Source organism: Vibrio sp. Isolate24, assembly GCF_022398215.1.
In the GTDB taxonomy this organism is placed as follows: domain Bacteria; phylum Pseudomonadota; class Gammaproteobacteria; order Enterobacterales; family Vibrionaceae; genus Vibrio; species Vibrio coralliilyticus_A.
This window is the reverse complement of record NZ_JAKEUU010000001.1, coordinates 738,355-753,489: the sequence shown is the minus strand read 5'-3', so window position 1 is coordinate 753,489 and position 15,135 is coordinate 738,355. Positions and strand designations below refer to the sequence as shown.

Below are 15,135 nucleotides of genomic sequence, written 5' to 3'. Positions count from 1 at the left end.
GAGCTTAAATGTTAAGTCGTTTCTTTATCCAGCGTCCAAAATTTGCGCTGGTCATCTCAATTATATTGACTCTGGCTGGAGCAATATCGCTCGCCGTTTTACCTATTGCTGAATACCCAAAGATTAGCCCGCCGTCAGTGAGTGTTAGCGCTTTCTACACCGGTGCGAGTGCCGAAGCGGTTGAACAGGCGATCGCTGACCCAATAGAAACATCCGTCAATGGTGTTGAAAACATGATTTATATGTCTTCGAAAAGTGCCAATGACGGTTCGTATAACCTCAACGTTACATTCGATGTTGGTACTGATCCAGATATGGCGCAAGTCAATGTTCAGAATCGAGTCGCACAGATCGAGTCGAAGCTGCCTCAGGAAGTGCGTATGGTTGGGGTGACTGTCAAAAAGCGTTCACCGGACCTTTTGATGGTTCTGAACTTTTACTCACCAAATGGTAAGTACAATGATCAGTTTTTAATCAACTATGTGAACTTGAATCTGAAAGACCAGCTAGCGCGTGTTAAAGGGATCAGTGAAGTTAACGTATTAGGTGGTGGTGAGTTTGCTATGCGTGTCTGGCTTGACCCAGAGAAAATGGCAAATCTGAATTTAACCACCAGTGATGTTCACTCTGCTTTGGCAGAGCAAAATGTTCAGGTTGCAGCAGGACGAGTTGGTTCAGCGCCTTACAGCACCGCGCAAGAAGTGCAGTTTAACCTTGTGACTAAAGGTCGATTGGAAAGTGTTGATGAATTTGAGAACGTTGTATTACGAGCCAATAGTGATGGCTCAACGGTCTACCTTAAAGACATTGCACGGGTAGAGCTAGGCAAAAAATTCTATGACGGGACTGGAAAATTCCGCGGACAGGATGCGTCGATAGTGACGCTGTCACTCCAGTCTGATGCGAATGCCCTAGAAAGTGGAAGGGCGGTGATGGAGCTACTTAATAGTCTCAGCGCTAACTTCCCAGAAGGAATGGCTTACGAGACGAGCTATGACACTACAGTGTTCGTTGCGGAGTCGATTAAAGGCGTAGTCAAAACCTTAGTCGAAGCGATTTTGCTGGTTATTGCCGTCACCTATTTGTTCCTTGGTAGTGCTCGCGCCACGTTAATACCGGTTATTGCTATCCCGGTCTCTCTGATAGGTACTTTTGCCATCATGCAGTTAACGGGTTTCACGATAAATACAGTAACGCTGTTTGGATTAATATTGGCAATTGGTATTGTGGTTGATGACGCTATTCTGGTGATTGAAAACGTTGATACAACAATGGCGAAAGATCCGTCCATTAGTCCACGTAAAGCAACATTGATAGCGATGAAAGAGGTGACGGGGCCTATCATTACCTCAACACTCGTGCTTCTCGCTGTTTTCCTTCCTGTGGCGATGCTTCCGGGAATAACTGGCATCATGTATCGCCAGTTTGCACTCACGATTTGTATCTCTGTGGTTATTTCATCGATCAATGCTTTGACATTATCTCCTGCACTTTGCTCTTTAGTACTAAAACAAGGTGGTGGCAATACGGCACGCTGGTTTAAGGCATTTAATAGTGGCCTTGAGCGAATAACCACACGCTACGGTCAAATTGCCGGCTATCTGGTCAAGAAGTCACTATTGCTGGTGGTGTTTTTCGTTGTTGCAGTAGCAGCTGTGAGTTTCTTCGCCAAAACAACGTCTACAGCTTTTGTACCTCAGGAAGATAAAGGTATTTTGCTTGTTAACGTTCAACTTCCTGATTCTGCATCATTATCCCGCACTGAGTCTACAACGGCTCAATTGGCTAAGATGATTGAACAGGAGCCGGGCATTGACGGTATCACGGTCGCGAATGGGTACTCATTCATGACGGGAGCCGCCGCTTCCAATGGGGCGTCGCTCTTTATCAAACTTCATGATTGGGAGACTCGAAATGGGCTGGATGGAGAACACTCGGCGGCTGCCATCGCCAACAGAATCAATGGTCGATCTGTAGTTGAGCTTCCGCAAGCGGTAGTTTTTGCTATGGGCCCGCCTGCAGTGCCGGGGATGGGAGCTGCATCTGGATTTGAATTCGTCTTAGAAGATACGCTTGGCAGAAGTCGCAGTGATCTTGCTGTTGTGATGGATCAAGTCATTGCTGAAGCGAATAAACAACCGGAAATTGCACGTAGCTTTAGTACGTTCCGAGCTAACGTTCCACATTACTACGTTGATATTGATCGAGAGAAGGCTCAGCAACTTGGGATTCCACTATCGAGCATTTTTCAAACGCTACAGGGCAACTTAGGGTCGCTATATGTCAATGACTTTACGATGTTTGGTAAGAACTTCCGCGTGACGATGCAGGCGGATGCAGAGTACCGCACAGGAATGGAAGATTTAGAGCGCTTTCACGTGCGCTCGTCAGCTGGAGAGATGATTCCACTCAGTACATTAGTAAGCTATGAGCAGATATTCGAGCCGGATGTGGCATGGCGTTATAATATGTATCGAAGTGCGATTATTCAGGGGCAACCTGCCCCGGGGTACTCAAGCGGTGATGCAATTGAAGCCATGGAACGTGTCGCGGCTGAGATATTGCCTCAAGGCTATCAGTACGAATGGACGGGGATGGCTTATCAGGAAGTGCTTGCAGGCAACCAAGCAATATTTGCCTTTGCGCTGGCTTTGATTTTTATTTACCTGTTTATGGTAGCGCAGTATGAAAGTTGGAGTATTCCTCTAGCTATCATTCTGGTGGTGCCAATCGCTACTTTAGGATCGTTCTTAGCTCTGAACCTGACTGGAACACCACTTAACCTCTATGCTCAGATAGGTTTGGTTCTCTTGATCGCTCTCGCAGCTAAGAACGCAATTTTGATTGTTGAATTTGCAAAAGTTGAACGAGAAGATAAAGATGCGCCAATTGCCGAGGCTGCCGTGAAGGGGGGAAAACTGCGATTTAGGGCAGTGAATATGACATCTTGGTCGTTTATTCTGGGTATCTTCCCGTTAATTTTTGCTGCGGGAACAGGGCATGTAAGTCAAAACTCATTGGGTATCTCTCTCATTGGCGGTCTGCTGTGTGTTTTGCTTGCGGGAACCTTCTTGATCCCAGGCTTTTACGCGCTTGTTCAGCGTCAACGTGAAAAAGTCCATGGTGGTAATACTAAACGGCTTCCCTTAGATGATGAGTAAGCCAACGAAATAATGCAAAATCCCCTTAGCAGAAGCTAAGGGGATTTTTGATATTAGTCTTAAAATTCCAGTGTCGTTATAGGTATTTACTCTGTGAGGTATTTGTCCATCTCATGTTGTGGAACCATACCGCCACCTGTTGCCCAGACGAGATGAGTCGCGTTTCCCAAAGCGGATTCAGATAAGCTCAATCGAGCCAAATACTCGCGATCCTTGCAAGCAATGATTGGGCCTTTCATGCCAGCGAGCGCAGAAGGTTCAAGTTCAATGCCCTCTGTTTTCTTTAGCAGCTTTAACTGTGCGAAAAGTGTATCGTCCGCAACAGTGTAGTAGCCATCGATCATGCGCTCCATTGCTCTACCGACGAACCCAGATGCTCTGCCAACTGCCAAACCATCCGCTGCGGTGATATTGTCTAGACCGATGTCTTGAACGGAAATTTGATCGTGTAGCCCAGTATGTACTCCGAGTAACATACATGGCGAGTGTGTTGGCTCTGCAAAAATGCAGTGCACATGATCGCCAAATGCCAACTTAAGGCCAAAAGCCACCCCTCCGGGGCCTCCACCGACACCGCAAGGCAAGTAGACAAATAAAGGGTGCTGTTCATCGACATGAATATTCATATTTTCAAATTGCTTTTTGACCCTTTCACCCGCTACCGAGTAGCCAAGAAACAGTGTTTTGGAGTTTTCGTCATCAATGAAAAAGCAATTGGGATCTTGCTCGGCTTCCAAGCGTCCTTGTTCGACGGCAACGCCGTAGTCGCTATCATATTCTCGTACAGTCACACCATCTTCTCGAAGCTTTGTCTTCTTCCATTCTCTTGCATCTGATGACATGTGCACAGTGACTTGAAAGCCTAGGCGAGCACTCATGATACCGATGGACAGTCCCAGATTCCCTGTCGAGCCAACGGCAATACTAAAACGAGAGAAGAAGTCGCGTAATGGTTGAGTATCGAGTGTTTGGTAATTTTCATCTTTACCGAGTAAACAATGACTTATGGCGAGTTGCTCGGCATGGGTCAAGACTTCATAGATACCACCCCTTGCTTTGACCGAGCCTGAAATGGGTAAATGGCTATCCATCTTCATCAAGAGTTGACCAGCAATCTGGGTTTGATAAGTCGCTTCCAACTGAGACTTCATGGCAGGGATTTCACGAATGGGGGATTCGATAATGCCATTAGTCTTGGCTGTTTCAGGAAAGACTTTCGCTAAATAAGGGGCAAAGCGTTGTAATCGCTGTGAAGCATCCAGTAAATCTGATTGTGTTAAACCTACAAAGGGAAGGGCTTCTTTTGTGCTGGTGATATTGGGGTTAAACCAGCTCGTTTCTTCATATTGAGTTAAACGGTTAATGAGAGGGTACTGAACTAAGAGGTCATCCATAGAGCAATCAACAGGTAAGAAATCATGACTCAATGTAACGCTTGAACTCTTTGGCTGGCAAATAATACTTTTTCACTGAGTGTGAATGATGCTGTCGAAATAGGATGGGCAAACTTTTTTGTACATGATTAACAAAATACTAATATAAACATGGGATTAACTAATATCGAGCGATATATTGGTTGCAGGCATTAACCATAAAGGACTTGATATGCAGCTTGAATTACTTAAAGAAGGTCACAGGGAGAAACTTCTTGAGTTCGAGCTTCAAAACAGAGAATGGTTTGAAGCCAACATCCCTCCTCGCGAGATAGATTTTTACTCACAGAAAGGTGTTCAAGAACACATCCAGATGTTCCTGCTTGAATTTACTGCGAAGACACTGATTCCGATGCTGATTGTTGAGGATGGTGAAATTCTCGGACGCGTGAATGTATCCAATATTAACCGCCGAAAAAAGGTTGCACATCTTGGCTATCGTGTGGGTAAATCTTTTACGAACCGTGGTGTAGCAAAATTCGCAGTGTCCAACATTATTCAAGTTGTTGAAGAAATCGGAGTGAAGACGTTGATCGCCTATGCGTCGACTGAGAACGTAGCGTCTCAGAAGGTATTGATAGCTAATGGGTTCAAGCAGAATAAGGTAGTAAATCATTACGCAGAGATGAATGGAGAGCCTATAGACTGTATTGAATTTCAGTTACGTATCACTTGAGGAGCAATGAATGATTAAACAAGTAGGTCAAACCACGATCAAAGAGTATCATAAAGCGACTTGCCACTGTGGCAAGGTTGAAATGGAGCTACACCTTCCCTTGGGTATCGATAAACCTCGGCGCTGCGACTGTTCGATTTGCAGAAGAAAAGGGGCGATTGTTGCGTCGGTGAAGCTCAATGGGATCCGAATAGTGAAAGGGCAAGAGCTGCTAAAGCTTTATCAGTTTAATACGGGGACGGCAAAACACTACTTTTGCTCTGAGTGCGGAATTTACACCCACCATCAGCGTCGCTCAGACCCATCTGAATATGGGTTCAATGTAGGGTGCTTAGAAGGTGTGAACCCCTTTGAATTAGGTGAGATTGTCACTCACGATGGGGTTAATCATCCGGCTGATCGATAACATAAAATGAGGAACTATCATGAACTTTCCAATCAATGCATCTTGTCAGTGTGGGCAGGTTTCTTACCAGCTTAGCGCTGCGCCTTTAAAGGTCATCGCCTGTCATTGCCAAGAATGTCAAAAGTTATCGACTAGCCCATACAGTGTGACGGCAATGGTTAGAACCCAAGATATCAAGTTCAAGGGGGAGTTGAGTGAATGGCATCGCATCGCTGAGAGTGGCAACAAAAACTTTGCCAAATTTTGTCAGGGATGTGGCAATCGTGTTTACCACTACAACCCAGATGATATGGCGACCATTAAACTCAAGCTGAAACCTGTAGGTGCCGAATATAACGCTATCTTTGAGCCAGAAATGCATGTTTGGCTAAGTGAAAAGCAAGATTGGGTGCACATTCCCAAGGGCGTTGCATGTTTTGATAAGCAGCCTTAATTCCGAAGCTGTGCTCATTTACCTGCTTTCTTATCTATGAACGAATTCAGATGCTGAATGTGAAGTCACAGTACTCAGTGAGCTAAAAATCCCCAAGCCAATGCTTGGGGATTTTATGTGAAGAGAAAGCTAAAATTTCCTTTAGAAATTGACAGAGCGTTTAGCCAAGTGACGGCAGAACGCCCATGGTAATGAGCAGTTGGGCTGCCACAATTACAAAGCCAATTGTACCGCTGATCATCAAACCTGCTGTACCACCAAACACTTGGTAGCCACCTTGAGTATCCTCAGCAACACGAGCTTTCTTCACCATCATAATAGGCAGGAATATGGCTAGAATGGCTAGCGCAATCGCTGCGTATCCAAGAGCCATAATAAAGCCTTGTGGGTAGAACAGTGCGAAGCCCATTGGCGGGACAAAGGTAATAGCACCAACGACGATGCGACTAGAAGCGTTTTTCTTCTTGAAGCTGTCTCCCAAGAACTCAAATAACCCTAAGCTGACACCGAGGAAAGAAGTTAACAGCGCTAAATCCGCAAATACACCGATAGTCTGACCAAGACCTGATTGGTGGACTTTATTCGACAGTGTCGAAATCAGCCCACTTAAGCCTTGGTTGTCCACCAGTGCATCCTGACTAACTACACCCAGTGTAACGATTTGCCAAAAGACATAAATGACCAATGGGATAGAAGAGCCGATTACAATTGCCTTACGCAGTGATGGGGTATTCCCATCAAGGTAGTTGACGATAGCGGGAATGCTTCCATGAAAACCGAATGATGTAAAAATAACAGGGATAGATGCGACGATAAGTCCTTGTTCAATAGGCATACTAAGCAGGTATGACTCTGTTACGTTTGGTACAAGAAATGTCAGCACCATTGCCATCGTGACAAGTTTGATTGTGAATAAAACACGATTCACTTTATCGACGGTACTCGTACCTATGGTAACGACTGAAGCGACTACAATGGTGAAGATCACCGTTGATGCTGTCCCTGTGATTTCAAGGCCAGTGAACTGCGCAAGACGCTCGCCAAATTGAGCCCCGCCACCTGCAATGTACGCAGCACAAAGTGAGTAAAACAGAAACAGCATAGAAAAGCTGGCAACCCACTTACCTTTTTGCCCAAGGAACTGCTTTGCAAGAGTGTGTAAAGTCGCACTTGAATCAGCGTGCTGGTGGAGTTCCACCATCAAGAGAGCGGTATAAGCCATTAATGCCCAAAGCGCGACCATAATGATTAGAGAGGTAGCAAAGCCGATTCCAGCAGAAGCAAGTGGTAGAGCGAGCATTCCAGCACCGATTGTCGTGCCTGCGATGATCAAAGTGCTACCCAGAACTTTTGAATTAGTCATGTACGTTATTCTTTACGTTTTTGAGGTGACTTAGTGCTAAAAACTATGTTAAGCACCAATTTCATTATTGAAAAACTAGTATTTAGCCATTTTGTAGAATTTAAGAGAGCATTTCAAGTGATTTGTACATATATATATCCATTGATGTAAGTTTTTTTATACATTATTGGTGGTTGAATCTGTGTAATAAAGATGCAAACGATTACTTGCGATAAAACTCATATCACTATGATTATTTACTTTGTTCTTTCAAAAAACTGTCATATAAGTGGTTTAAAAAGGAGCAATAGGCCTTATATTCATGTTGAGACTTGAAAACAGGTCTATAAAATTGTTTGCTATTAAGGAGGTCAGAATGAGTGACCAAACATTGAACGAAGAGTGCCTTGAATTGCTGGATGCTATGGAGATTGGTTTTGAACTGTCAGATTATGAGCAGTCAATCGAAGAGCTAGCTGAAGAAATCTTCAATAAATAATCGTTCGTTTAAATCAACACTCAAGTTGATTACAGAAAGAGCCAGTGCAAATGCGCTGGCTTTGTGCTTTTATGGAGTTAACGTATCCAACAAAGCAGAGTCATGAATTATCTTGCCCACCTCCATATTGCTCAGCATTGCCAGTCGAGTTTATTAGGGAATTTGCTTGGAGACTTTGTCAAGGGGAACCCTACACATCGGTATTCACCACGCATAGTTCAAGGCATCAAGCTTCATCGATTTGTTGACAGTACGACAGACAGCCACGCTCTTATGCGACAAGCAAGGCAATACTTTGGCGGCAAAAGCCGACGCTTTTCAGGCATTGCACTGGATTTGTTTTGGGATCATTGCCTTGCTTCAGAGTGGCCGCGATACCATAAGCACAGATTGAAAGATTTCTGTGATGATGCAGAGCGTGTGGTGCGAATAGAGTCCCCAGAAGTACTGCCTGAGCGTTTTGTCATAGTCAGCCAAGCGATGTGGCAAGGCCGGTGGCTTGAATCCTATCAGGAACTTGAGAACATCGAGTACGCTCTGCAAAGAATGTCGACTCGCTCACCAAGAATGGGGGAGTTATCACGTTGTTTTGCTACGTTAGATCAGCGTTATCAACCATTGAAAGAAATTTTCCATAGCTTGTACCCAGAGATACTAAACGCTGCAAAAAGATTCTGATAGAATCGGCAGCCCAGTTTCACTTGGAAAGTCACCATGTCCTCATTTAAACAGCTTGGCCTGCCTCAAACACTTATTTCTTCCGTAGAGAGATTAGGTTTTAACACACCTACACCTATTCAGGAGCAAGCGATTCCTCATGTACTTGAGGGGAAAGACATCCTTGCCGGAGCACAAACCGGAACGGGGAAAACAGCCGCGTTTGGATTGCCGCTGTTAAGCAAATTACTGAATGAACAAACGGTTCGTGATCCACAATCGAATGACGTTTTGGCCCTAGTCGTGGTGCCGACACGTGAACTGGCGCAGCAAGTATTTGACAGCTTAATGGCTTATGCGAGTACAACTGAACTCGACATTGTGACCGCCTATGGGGGGACTAGTATGAATGTTCAGACGCAAAACTTAAGACAAGGCTGCGATGTTTTGATTGCAACGCCTGGACGCTTATTGGATCACCTTTACTGTAAAAATATCAATCTCAGAAAAACAGACTACTTGGTATTGGATGAAGCAGACCGAATGTTGGATATGGGGTTCATGCCTGATATTCAACGAATATTGAAAAAGCTTAAGCCTGAACGTCAGACTTTATTCTTTTCCGCCACTTTTGATCAGCGTATTAAAACCATTGCCTACAAGCTAATGAACGACCCTGTTGAAATCCAAGTCACACCTTCAAATAGTACTGCCGAGACCGTTAAACAAATGGTTTATCCTGTCGACAAGAAGCGAAAGGCTGAGCTGCTGGCGTATCTCATCGGTTCACGAAATTGGCAACAGGTTTTGGTCTTTACGAAGACTAAACAGGGTAGTGACGCGCTGGCAAAAGAGCTCAAGTTGGATGGTATTAAAGCAGCATCAATCAACGGAGATAAAAGCCAAGGTGCTCGTCAAAAAGCGTTGGATGATTTTAAATCTGGAGCCATCAGAGCTCTGATCGCCACAGATGTAGCTGCGCGAGGATTAGATATTAGTCAGTTGGAACAAGTGGTTAACTTTGATATGCCCTATAAAGCTGAAGATTATGTCCATCGTATTGGGAGAACAGGTCGCGCGGGTAAAGAGGGACTTGCTGTCTCTCTTATGAGCAAAGATGAAGAGTATTTATTAGAGGCAATAGAGCGGCTGTTGGATTCACGTTTGCCCCAAGAGTGGTTAGAAGGTTTTGAGCCTAGCTTGAATGAGCCAGTGGAATCTGAAAGAGAGCGAGGTGGAAGGCGACAAAGCCGTTCCTCAGAAAAGAGAAAAATGAAAGCAAAGCTGAAGATCCACGCGTATCGTGGCAAGAAGAAATAAGCTCGAATAAAAAAGCGCTTCGTTATGAAGCGCTTTTTCGTTGTTATATCAAACTCACTTTTATTTAGAGGTCTGGAATTCAGCAACGGCTTTATCCATTTCACTGGCTTGTAGCGAAACTCTATCGACCTCAGAGAGGCAATTCTGCGCTGAGTGCATGTTACCCTCTGAAATAGTGTTGAGCTCAGTAATTGACTCACTGACTTGGTTCATTACGATACCCTGCTCTTCAATCGCAGAGGCAATACGTTCAGAGTTGGCCTGAATGTTTGTCATGTCGGTGATAATCTGACCTAAACTTTCATCCAATGTTTCAGATGCACCTAGTGTTTGTTGTCCTTGATCGTTACATTGATCGATATTAGTAACCACAGTGGCCATTTGAGTTTGAATAGCCGTGACCACTTTGGTTATCTCTTCGGTTGATTGATGAGTGCGACTTGCAAGGGCTCGAACTTCATCAGCGACGACTGCAAAACCGCGTCCTTGTTCACCAGCACGTGCTGCTTCTATTGCTGCGTTGAGTGCTAACAAGTTCGTTTGCTCGGCGATGCCTTGAATGATGTTGACGGCATCCCCTATCTTATCAACATGATCGTTTAGAGAACTGATTGAGCCCTGACTGTCCGACAAAATTTGCGACAGTTGGCTAATATTCTTAACCGTCTCTTCCACAACTTCTCGGCCATGTTGAGCATTGACTGATGCTTGTTGAACGCCTTCGACAGCTACAGCGGTACTTTCTGAGATTTCGTTAATCGTCGATACCATCTCTTGTACAGATGTTGCCATAGTTGATGTGTGGTCCGCTTGAACATGGAATTGCTCTATAACGCTCTGAAGCTCGTTGTGCATACTTTGCGTACTTTGGGACAATTCTGAAGATTTTGATTGTGTCCCTGAGATCAGCTCTTCCAGCTTATCTAGCAAGCGGTTGAAATAGTTGCCGATTGAAACGAGTTCGTTATTACCAGAAAGCTGGGAGCGCAGGGCGACATTGTTCGTTCGGGCAATTTCTTGGATGATTGAAAGTAGAGCGGCAACTTGCACGTTGATAGAGCGAGATATTTGGAAGATGAAGCCAAGGATGAAGAGTACAACGGCAATACTGACCCCTTGTTTGATCAGGTTGAGTTCTTTTCTAGTGATCTCACTTTGTTCATCCAGTGCTCCTGAGAAAGTCTCGAACTGTGTTTCTACAGCATGGGATAAACCTCGAGCTTCACCGAGTAAGCCTTCGTTGTATTTTAGGCCAATGGTTTTCTTTTGGGCTATCACTTGATTGGCAGCGTTAGCTAGCTGACTAGCATTACTTGGTAGTAACTGGGGATTAACTCCACCTTTTGCCACGAGCGCATCAAATTCAAACAGATCGACTAACTGATCACTCGATAATGAACGCCTTAATGTTTTAAGCTCGGCATTGTAGCGTCCTATAAGCTTTTCTTCTGGCTTGAGCCCAAGAGCATCAAAAGCATTAACAAGGCGGGTAAACCCATTTTGATATTTCAAAATATCTTGTCTTACTTGTGAGCTTGAAGGTAAATCGTTATCGTCAAGAATAGGAGCTAACTCAGATTCGAGATCAAGAAAGATATCCATATTCTTATTAAACTTATCGAGGTATTTCATATCTTTTCTAAGAAGAAAGTCTTTTTCATTTCTCCTTAGATTGAGAAGGCGAATTTCCAGCTTTGCCACGAGTAAATTCGCTTTATTAAGTTGATTGGTGGTTTGGGCAAGTTGAGAAGTTGCTAAAAGTAATGAAACAACCCCTAAAATGGCGACTGCACCTAATGAATACAGTTTATTCTTGATATTCATGGGACTACCTGAGTTAATTGAGCGGTTAGTTTGTTGACTTCTTTTTGAAGAGTAGTTGCTATTCATATATATATCAATTGATATAATCTTGATGAATAATGATTGATGCTATCAATGCTTGGAGCGGTGAATATCAAAATGTTAAAACAATTGGAGCAATATCAAGGTTTAATCTTTGATATGGATGGAACCTTAATCGATACCATGCCAGCACACCTTAAGGCATGGGCGGTGACAGCACGTGAATTTGGCTTTCCATTTACGCAAGACTGGCTACATAGCTTAGGAGGTATGCCAAGCTACAAAATCGCGACTGAAGTAAACAAAAAGCATGGATTGTCGTTAGATCCTATGGAGGTATCGAAATTCAAAATGAAGGCATTTGCAGGGCTTAATGACTTTGGTCTACCAATTGATTCAACCAACCACATTTTAAACCATTTCCATGGTAGAAAAAAAATCGCGGTAGGCACAGGCAGTCAACGAGAGAGTGCTTTGAGGTTGCTTAAAGAAAGCCAAATCCTTGATAAGCTAGATACCTTGGTTACGGCAACTGACGTCGTTAATCACAAACCAAACCCTGACACTTTCTTAAAAGCGGCTGAACAACTTCAACTCACACCTAATCAATGTATAGTATTTGAAGATACTGAATTGGGCAAAAAAGCTGCCCATGCAGCAAACATGGACTGTGTGATGGTGGAAGGGGCTGAGTTGGTTTTTTATCCTTGCTCAGCAGAGTGAAAAGAGCCGCATAGCGGCTCTTTCAGTATGAGAACTTATCTGTCCCAGTACGCTTCTTCCAAGCTATCTTCACGCTCAGGAAGAGCACGAGCCAAACGAGGGGAATGCTGAGTTAACACTTCATAACTGACTCGGTTAGCGTATTTGCAAATTTGAGATAGCGATGAATACGTCAAATATGGCTGATCATGCTTGGATGAGTTCGGTACGTTGACTTGGTGATGACTGTTTGCTGCCATATCATGTAAAAGTGCCGACAGTGCCGCGTCTCCTGCGCCATTGGTATTCTTAATCTCTAGAGGACCACCAAGGTAAGGGCCAATATGAGAATAGACTTTCACCGGTGTAGCACAATCTTTTTTGCGCATAGCACGGCTAAACTCATATTTGTTGAATTCAGGAATGTTACCCGGTAGTAATGGCAATTCTGTTGTGCGCTTTACTGAATCTTCAGTGTAACCTGCCATATATAATCCAACAGGGCCAGAAGTACACAGTACCAAGTCAACCCATTCTAACGCTTTGTCTGCGGCTAGAAGCGGATCTTTCTCACCAGTTAATGCTTCGCCTTCTTCCTCGTTCATTGCAACGATGGAAATGTTTTCTTTAATGTAGTCCTGCCACCATTTCGCATTGCCTTCGATCACCCATTTTGTACCCAGAGTCAATACGACAGGGACATTTTTAGATTTAGCAATTTCGATTGCTCGAGCCACAGCTTGAGGCATTGGATCTTCAGGGTTTCCGCGCATTAGGTATGACGAAACGACCAAAGCAGAGGCTTTGTCGAAGACATCTTCCGGAATGCTGTCCGGACGAAGCTTATTCATGTGGCCTTCGTTAATGGCGAAAGTGCGCTCGCCATTTTCTGAAATGAGCGTATAGCAGCGACCAATAGAGCCTTCTACCATTTGCAGGTGATTAAGGTTCATACGTGAAGAAGTACGGCATAGGTAACGATAGGCAAAAGAGCCGACTTCGATGTTCTTTGACATCACACCCAAGAGTACAGACTTGCTGTCGGCAAGTACTGAGTAGTTGTGCAATGTATTACCAATAGTATCGCCAGGGTACTGGTGTGTAATTAGTTCACGCTGTACCAGTTCATCATATAAAGCATCCGCTTTGCTCTCTTCTAACACGAGAGAGTGCCCTTTACTCAAGTCGTATTTAGCGAGGAAATCGTCGTCCACACGAGCTTCTATATCAACGATTGTCTGACCAACACCAACGATGATTGGTCGGTAAAGCTTAGGTGTTTGCTTCATTTGGTTGACAAGAGGATCACGAGCGTGAGTCGGGAAATAGTGCTTAGATTTGCGCTGTCCGGGAAACTTCATTTTAAGAGTGCGGTTAGAAATTTTCGCGCATCATATCACATCAAAATAAGATTGCTTTCATTTTTGTTACACAAAAAAGAGCCAAACTGAAACGTTTGGCTCTTTTTCGTCTACTTTTTCGTAGTGTGGATGCCGTATGCCTTTGTGCCCCACAATGGCACGGTTGAAAGGCTATGCTTGAAGCTGCCAGATGTCTCTTTCGTCGAATATGACAAGTACATCAGTGTTTGGTTTTCGGCATCAAAAATTCGACGTACCTTCATGCTTTTAAAGAAAATACTTTTCGACTTCTTAAATACCACTTCGCCACTTTTTGATTTATCAATGGCCGCTAACATTTCAGGGGTAATTTCCCCTGTTTGACGACAAGAAATTGAACTATCACTTGGATCTGCGAGGCTCAGGTCGGCTTCAATAGAGGCAATATGGCAGGTAACACCTGTAACCACCGGATCCTTGAGGTGATTCAGTTTGATGTCTTTTAGTGTGAACAAGCCTAGGCTGACATCGCCAACTTCGCTATTGTCACAGGCTGTTAAACCTAAGGCCAGCAATGATACGGTCGCGATTTTTTTGAACATGATGTGAGTTGTCCTAATGATTGAATTCCGTTTGTGAACTTGCCTAGTTTGACACAGATGACAGCAGATATCCTTAAAATACTTGAGACATCAGATCGTTATCGCTAAGCTTCACGGTAATGACACATAAAATACAGTAGTCACCCAGTATGACCGAAAGTGTGAATCCAATTGTTGAGGTCAAGAACCAATGGCTAAGTCAGCACGTCGATGTGGAGTTTCCGACTCAAGAAAGCCTTGCGGGGAGAGCTCTGTTTCTAGAAAAAAGCGCAGATAGTCAGTTCAAAAAACTGGATGATAAGCTTGATGCTGGTACTGATTTCGTTACGCAAGATATATATAAGGTGGACTTTCATCGTCTGACGGTGATGTTCTCTTTACTTCAGTCGAAAAGGTGGGAACAGCTGCGGGATCAAGAGCTGATAGTTGAGTTTTTGAGCCAAATTATCTTCTCAGAGCCATGCGATCTTTATGTAGGTTTTCAAAATGGAGAGCCCACTGCTGCAGCTATTGTAACCAAACTAGACAACACATTATTGATTTCTGATGTGGTGTCATGTGCTAGCGAGCCTACTGCATTTATTGCCTCTTTACTGGGTCACCCCAGCGTAGAAGCATCACTATTCTCGAATATATACATCGAATCATAAAGCCTATAACGATAGTATAGACACGGTTATCCGCATACCAATTAACGCTTCTTTTTAGTCCACTTGGTG

At 44.0% G+C, this 15,135-nt stretch carries 14 protein-coding genes; 9 read left to right on the top strand and 5 right to left on the bottom strand.

The window, feature by feature from the left end; all coding sequences use genetic code 11:
• Positions 1–8 precede the first annotated feature (8 nt).
• Entirely contained in the window at positions 9–3,161 is a 3,153-nt protein-coding gene (locus tag L1D23_RS03285) for a multidrug efflux RND transporter permease subunit (protein WP_239864194.1), read from the top strand.
• An 86-nt stretch (positions 3,162–3,247) separates the two neighbouring features.
• On the opposite strand, the gene L1D23_RS03280 is transcribed toward L1D23_RS03285, so the two are convergent.
• Positions 3,248–4,555 (bottom strand): D-serine ammonia-lyase, encoded by a 1,308-nt coding sequence (locus L1D23_RS03280; protein WP_239864192.1) that lies wholly within the window; start codon positions 4,553–4,555, stop codon positions 3,248–3,250.
• Positions 4,556–4,766: 211 nt separating this feature from the next.
• Here L1D23_RS03280 and L1D23_RS03275 point away from each other — a divergent pair, with 211 nt between their 5' ends.
• The 3 genes from L1D23_RS03275 to L1D23_RS03265 are packed head-to-tail and all read left to right on the top strand — an operon-like array spanning position 4,767 to position 6,109.
• Positions 4,767–5,270: a GNAT family N-acetyltransferase gene (locus tag L1D23_RS03275; protein ID WP_239835182.1), complete on the top strand. Its 504-nt coding sequence runs from the start codon at positions 4,767–4,769 to the stop codon at positions 5,268–5,270.
• A gap of 10 nt (positions 5,271–5,280) precedes the next feature.
• Positions 5,281–5,676, top strand: a complete 396-nt coding sequence (locus tag L1D23_RS03270) for a GFA family protein (protein WP_239864190.1) — start codon at positions 5,281–5,283, stop codon at positions 5,674–5,676.
• A 19-nt stretch (positions 5,677–5,695) separates the two neighbouring features.
• Positions 5,696–6,109: a GFA family protein gene (locus L1D23_RS03265; protein ID WP_239864188.1), complete on the top strand. Its 414-nt coding sequence runs from the start codon at positions 5,696–5,698 to the stop codon at positions 6,107–6,109.
• 160 nt (positions 6,110–6,269) lie between these two features.
• Here L1D23_RS03265 and L1D23_RS03260 read toward each other — a convergent pair whose 3' ends face one another.
• Positions 6,270–7,472, bottom strand: coding sequence for an aromatic amino acid transporter (locus tag L1D23_RS03260; protein WP_239864186.1), 1,203 nt, complete (start codon positions 7,470–7,472; stop codon positions 6,270–6,272).
• A 355-nt stretch (positions 7,473–7,827) separates the two neighbouring features.
• Between L1D23_RS03260 and L1D23_RS22200 the strand changes: the two genes are divergently transcribed.
• The 3 genes from L1D23_RS22200 to L1D23_RS03250 all read left to right on the top strand — a co-directional run bounded on the left by L1D23_RS22200 (position 7,828) and on the right by L1D23_RS03250 (position 9,927).
• Positions 7,828–7,950 carry a hypothetical protein gene (locus L1D23_RS22200; protein ID WP_006960927.1) on the top strand — a complete coding sequence of 41 codons (123 nt, stop codon included), beginning with the start codon at positions 7,828–7,830 and terminating at the stop codon, positions 7,948–7,950.
• Positions 7,951–8,052: 102 nt separating this feature from the next.
• Positions 8,053–8,628, top strand: a complete 576-nt coding sequence (locus L1D23_RS03255; RefSeq protein ID WP_239864185.1) for an ACP phosphodiesterase — start codon at positions 8,053–8,055, stop codon at positions 8,626–8,628.
• A gap of 36 nt (positions 8,629–8,664) precedes the next feature.
• The gene (locus L1D23_RS03250) at positions 8,665–9,927 is read left to right on the top strand and encodes a DEAD/DEAH box helicase (protein WP_239864184.1); all 1,263 of its coding nucleotides are present in this window, start codon (positions 8,665–8,667) and stop codon (positions 9,925–9,927) included.
• A 60-nt stretch (positions 9,928–9,987) separates the two neighbouring features.
• Here the strand turns inward: L1D23_RS03250 and L1D23_RS03245 are convergent, their stop codons facing one another.
• Entirely contained in the window at positions 9,988–11,751 is a 1,764-nt protein-coding gene (locus L1D23_RS03245; RefSeq protein ID WP_239864183.1) for a methyl-accepting chemotaxis protein, read from the bottom strand.
• 138 nt (positions 11,752–11,889) lie between these two features.
• On the opposite strand from L1D23_RS03245, the gene L1D23_RS03240 reads away from it, so the two are divergent.
• Complete coding sequence (locus tag L1D23_RS03240; protein ID WP_239864182.1) at positions 11,890–12,495, top strand: beta-phosphoglucomutase family hydrolase; 606 nt, start codon at positions 11,890–11,892, stop codon at positions 12,493–12,495.
• 35 nt (positions 12,496–12,530) lie between these two features.
• Here the strand turns inward: L1D23_RS03240 and L1D23_RS03235 are convergent, their stop codons facing one another.
• Both L1D23_RS03235 and L1D23_RS03230 read right to left on the bottom strand, forming a co-directional pair.
• The gene (locus tag L1D23_RS03235; protein ID WP_239864181.1) at positions 12,531–13,835 is read right to left on the bottom strand and encodes an inosine/guanosine kinase; all 1,305 of its coding nucleotides are present in this window, start codon (positions 13,833–13,835) and stop codon (positions 12,531–12,533) included.
• A gap of 110 nt (positions 13,836–13,945) precedes the next feature.
• Positions 13,946–14,416: a CreA family protein gene (locus L1D23_RS03230; protein ID WP_239835173.1), complete on the bottom strand. Its 471-nt coding sequence runs from the start codon at positions 14,414–14,416 to the stop codon at positions 13,946–13,948.
• Positions 14,417–14,565: 149 nt separating this feature from the next.
• Between L1D23_RS03230 and L1D23_RS03225 the strand changes: the two genes are divergently transcribed.
• Positions 14,566–15,066 (top strand): flavodoxin, encoded by a 501-nt coding sequence (locus L1D23_RS03225; RefSeq protein WP_239864180.1) that lies wholly within the window; start codon positions 14,566–14,568, stop codon positions 15,064–15,066.
• The last annotated feature ends 69 nt before the right edge of the window (positions 15,067–15,135 follow it).

Coding starts and splice junctions, on each gene's coding strand:
- L1D23_RS03285 (WP_239864194.1), top strand. CDS start 9: ATGTTAAGTCGTTTCTTTATCCAGCGTCCAAAATTTGCGCTGGTCATC.
- L1D23_RS03280 (WP_239864192.1), bottom strand. CDS start 4,555: ATGGATGACCTCTTAGTTCAGTACCCTCTCATTAACCGTTTAACTCAA.
- L1D23_RS03275 (WP_239835182.1), top strand. CDS start 4,767: ATGCAGCTTGAATTACTTAAAGAAGGTCACAGGGAGAAACTTCTTGAG.
- L1D23_RS03270 (WP_239864190.1), top strand. CDS start 5,281: ATGATTAAACAAGTAGGTCAAACCACGATCAAAGAGTATCATAAAGCG.
- L1D23_RS03265 (WP_239864188.1), top strand. CDS start 5,696: ATGAACTTTCCAATCAATGCATCTTGTCAGTGTGGGCAGGTTTCTTAC.
- L1D23_RS03260 (WP_239864186.1), bottom strand. CDS start 7,472: ATGACTAATTCAAAAGTTCTGGGTAGCACTTTGATCATCGCAGGCACG.
- L1D23_RS22200 (WP_006960927.1), top strand. CDS start 7,828: ATGAGTGACCAAACATTGAACGAAGAGTGCCTTGAATTGCTGGATGCT.
- L1D23_RS03255 (WP_239864185.1), top strand. CDS start 8,053: ATGAATTATCTTGCCCACCTCCATATTGCTCAGCATTGCCAGTCGAGT.
- L1D23_RS03250 (WP_239864184.1), top strand. CDS start 8,665: ATGTCCTCATTTAAACAGCTTGGCCTGCCTCAAACACTTATTTCTTCC.
- L1D23_RS03245 (WP_239864183.1), bottom strand. CDS start 11,751: ATGAATATCAAGAATAAACTGTATTCATTAGGTGCAGTCGCCATTTTA.
- L1D23_RS03240 (WP_239864182.1), top strand. CDS start 11,890: ATGTTAAAACAATTGGAGCAATATCAAGGTTTAATCTTTGATATGGAT.
- L1D23_RS03235 (WP_239864181.1), bottom strand. CDS start 13,835: ATGAAGTTTCCCGGACAGCGCAAATCTAAGCACTATTTCCCGACTCAC.
- L1D23_RS03230 (WP_239835173.1), bottom strand. CDS start 14,416: ATGTTCAAAAAAATCGCGACCGTATCATTGCTGGCCTTAGGTTTAACA.
- L1D23_RS03225 (WP_239864180.1), top strand. CDS start 14,566: ATGACCGAAAGTGTGAATCCAATTGTTGAGGTCAAGAACCAATGGCTA.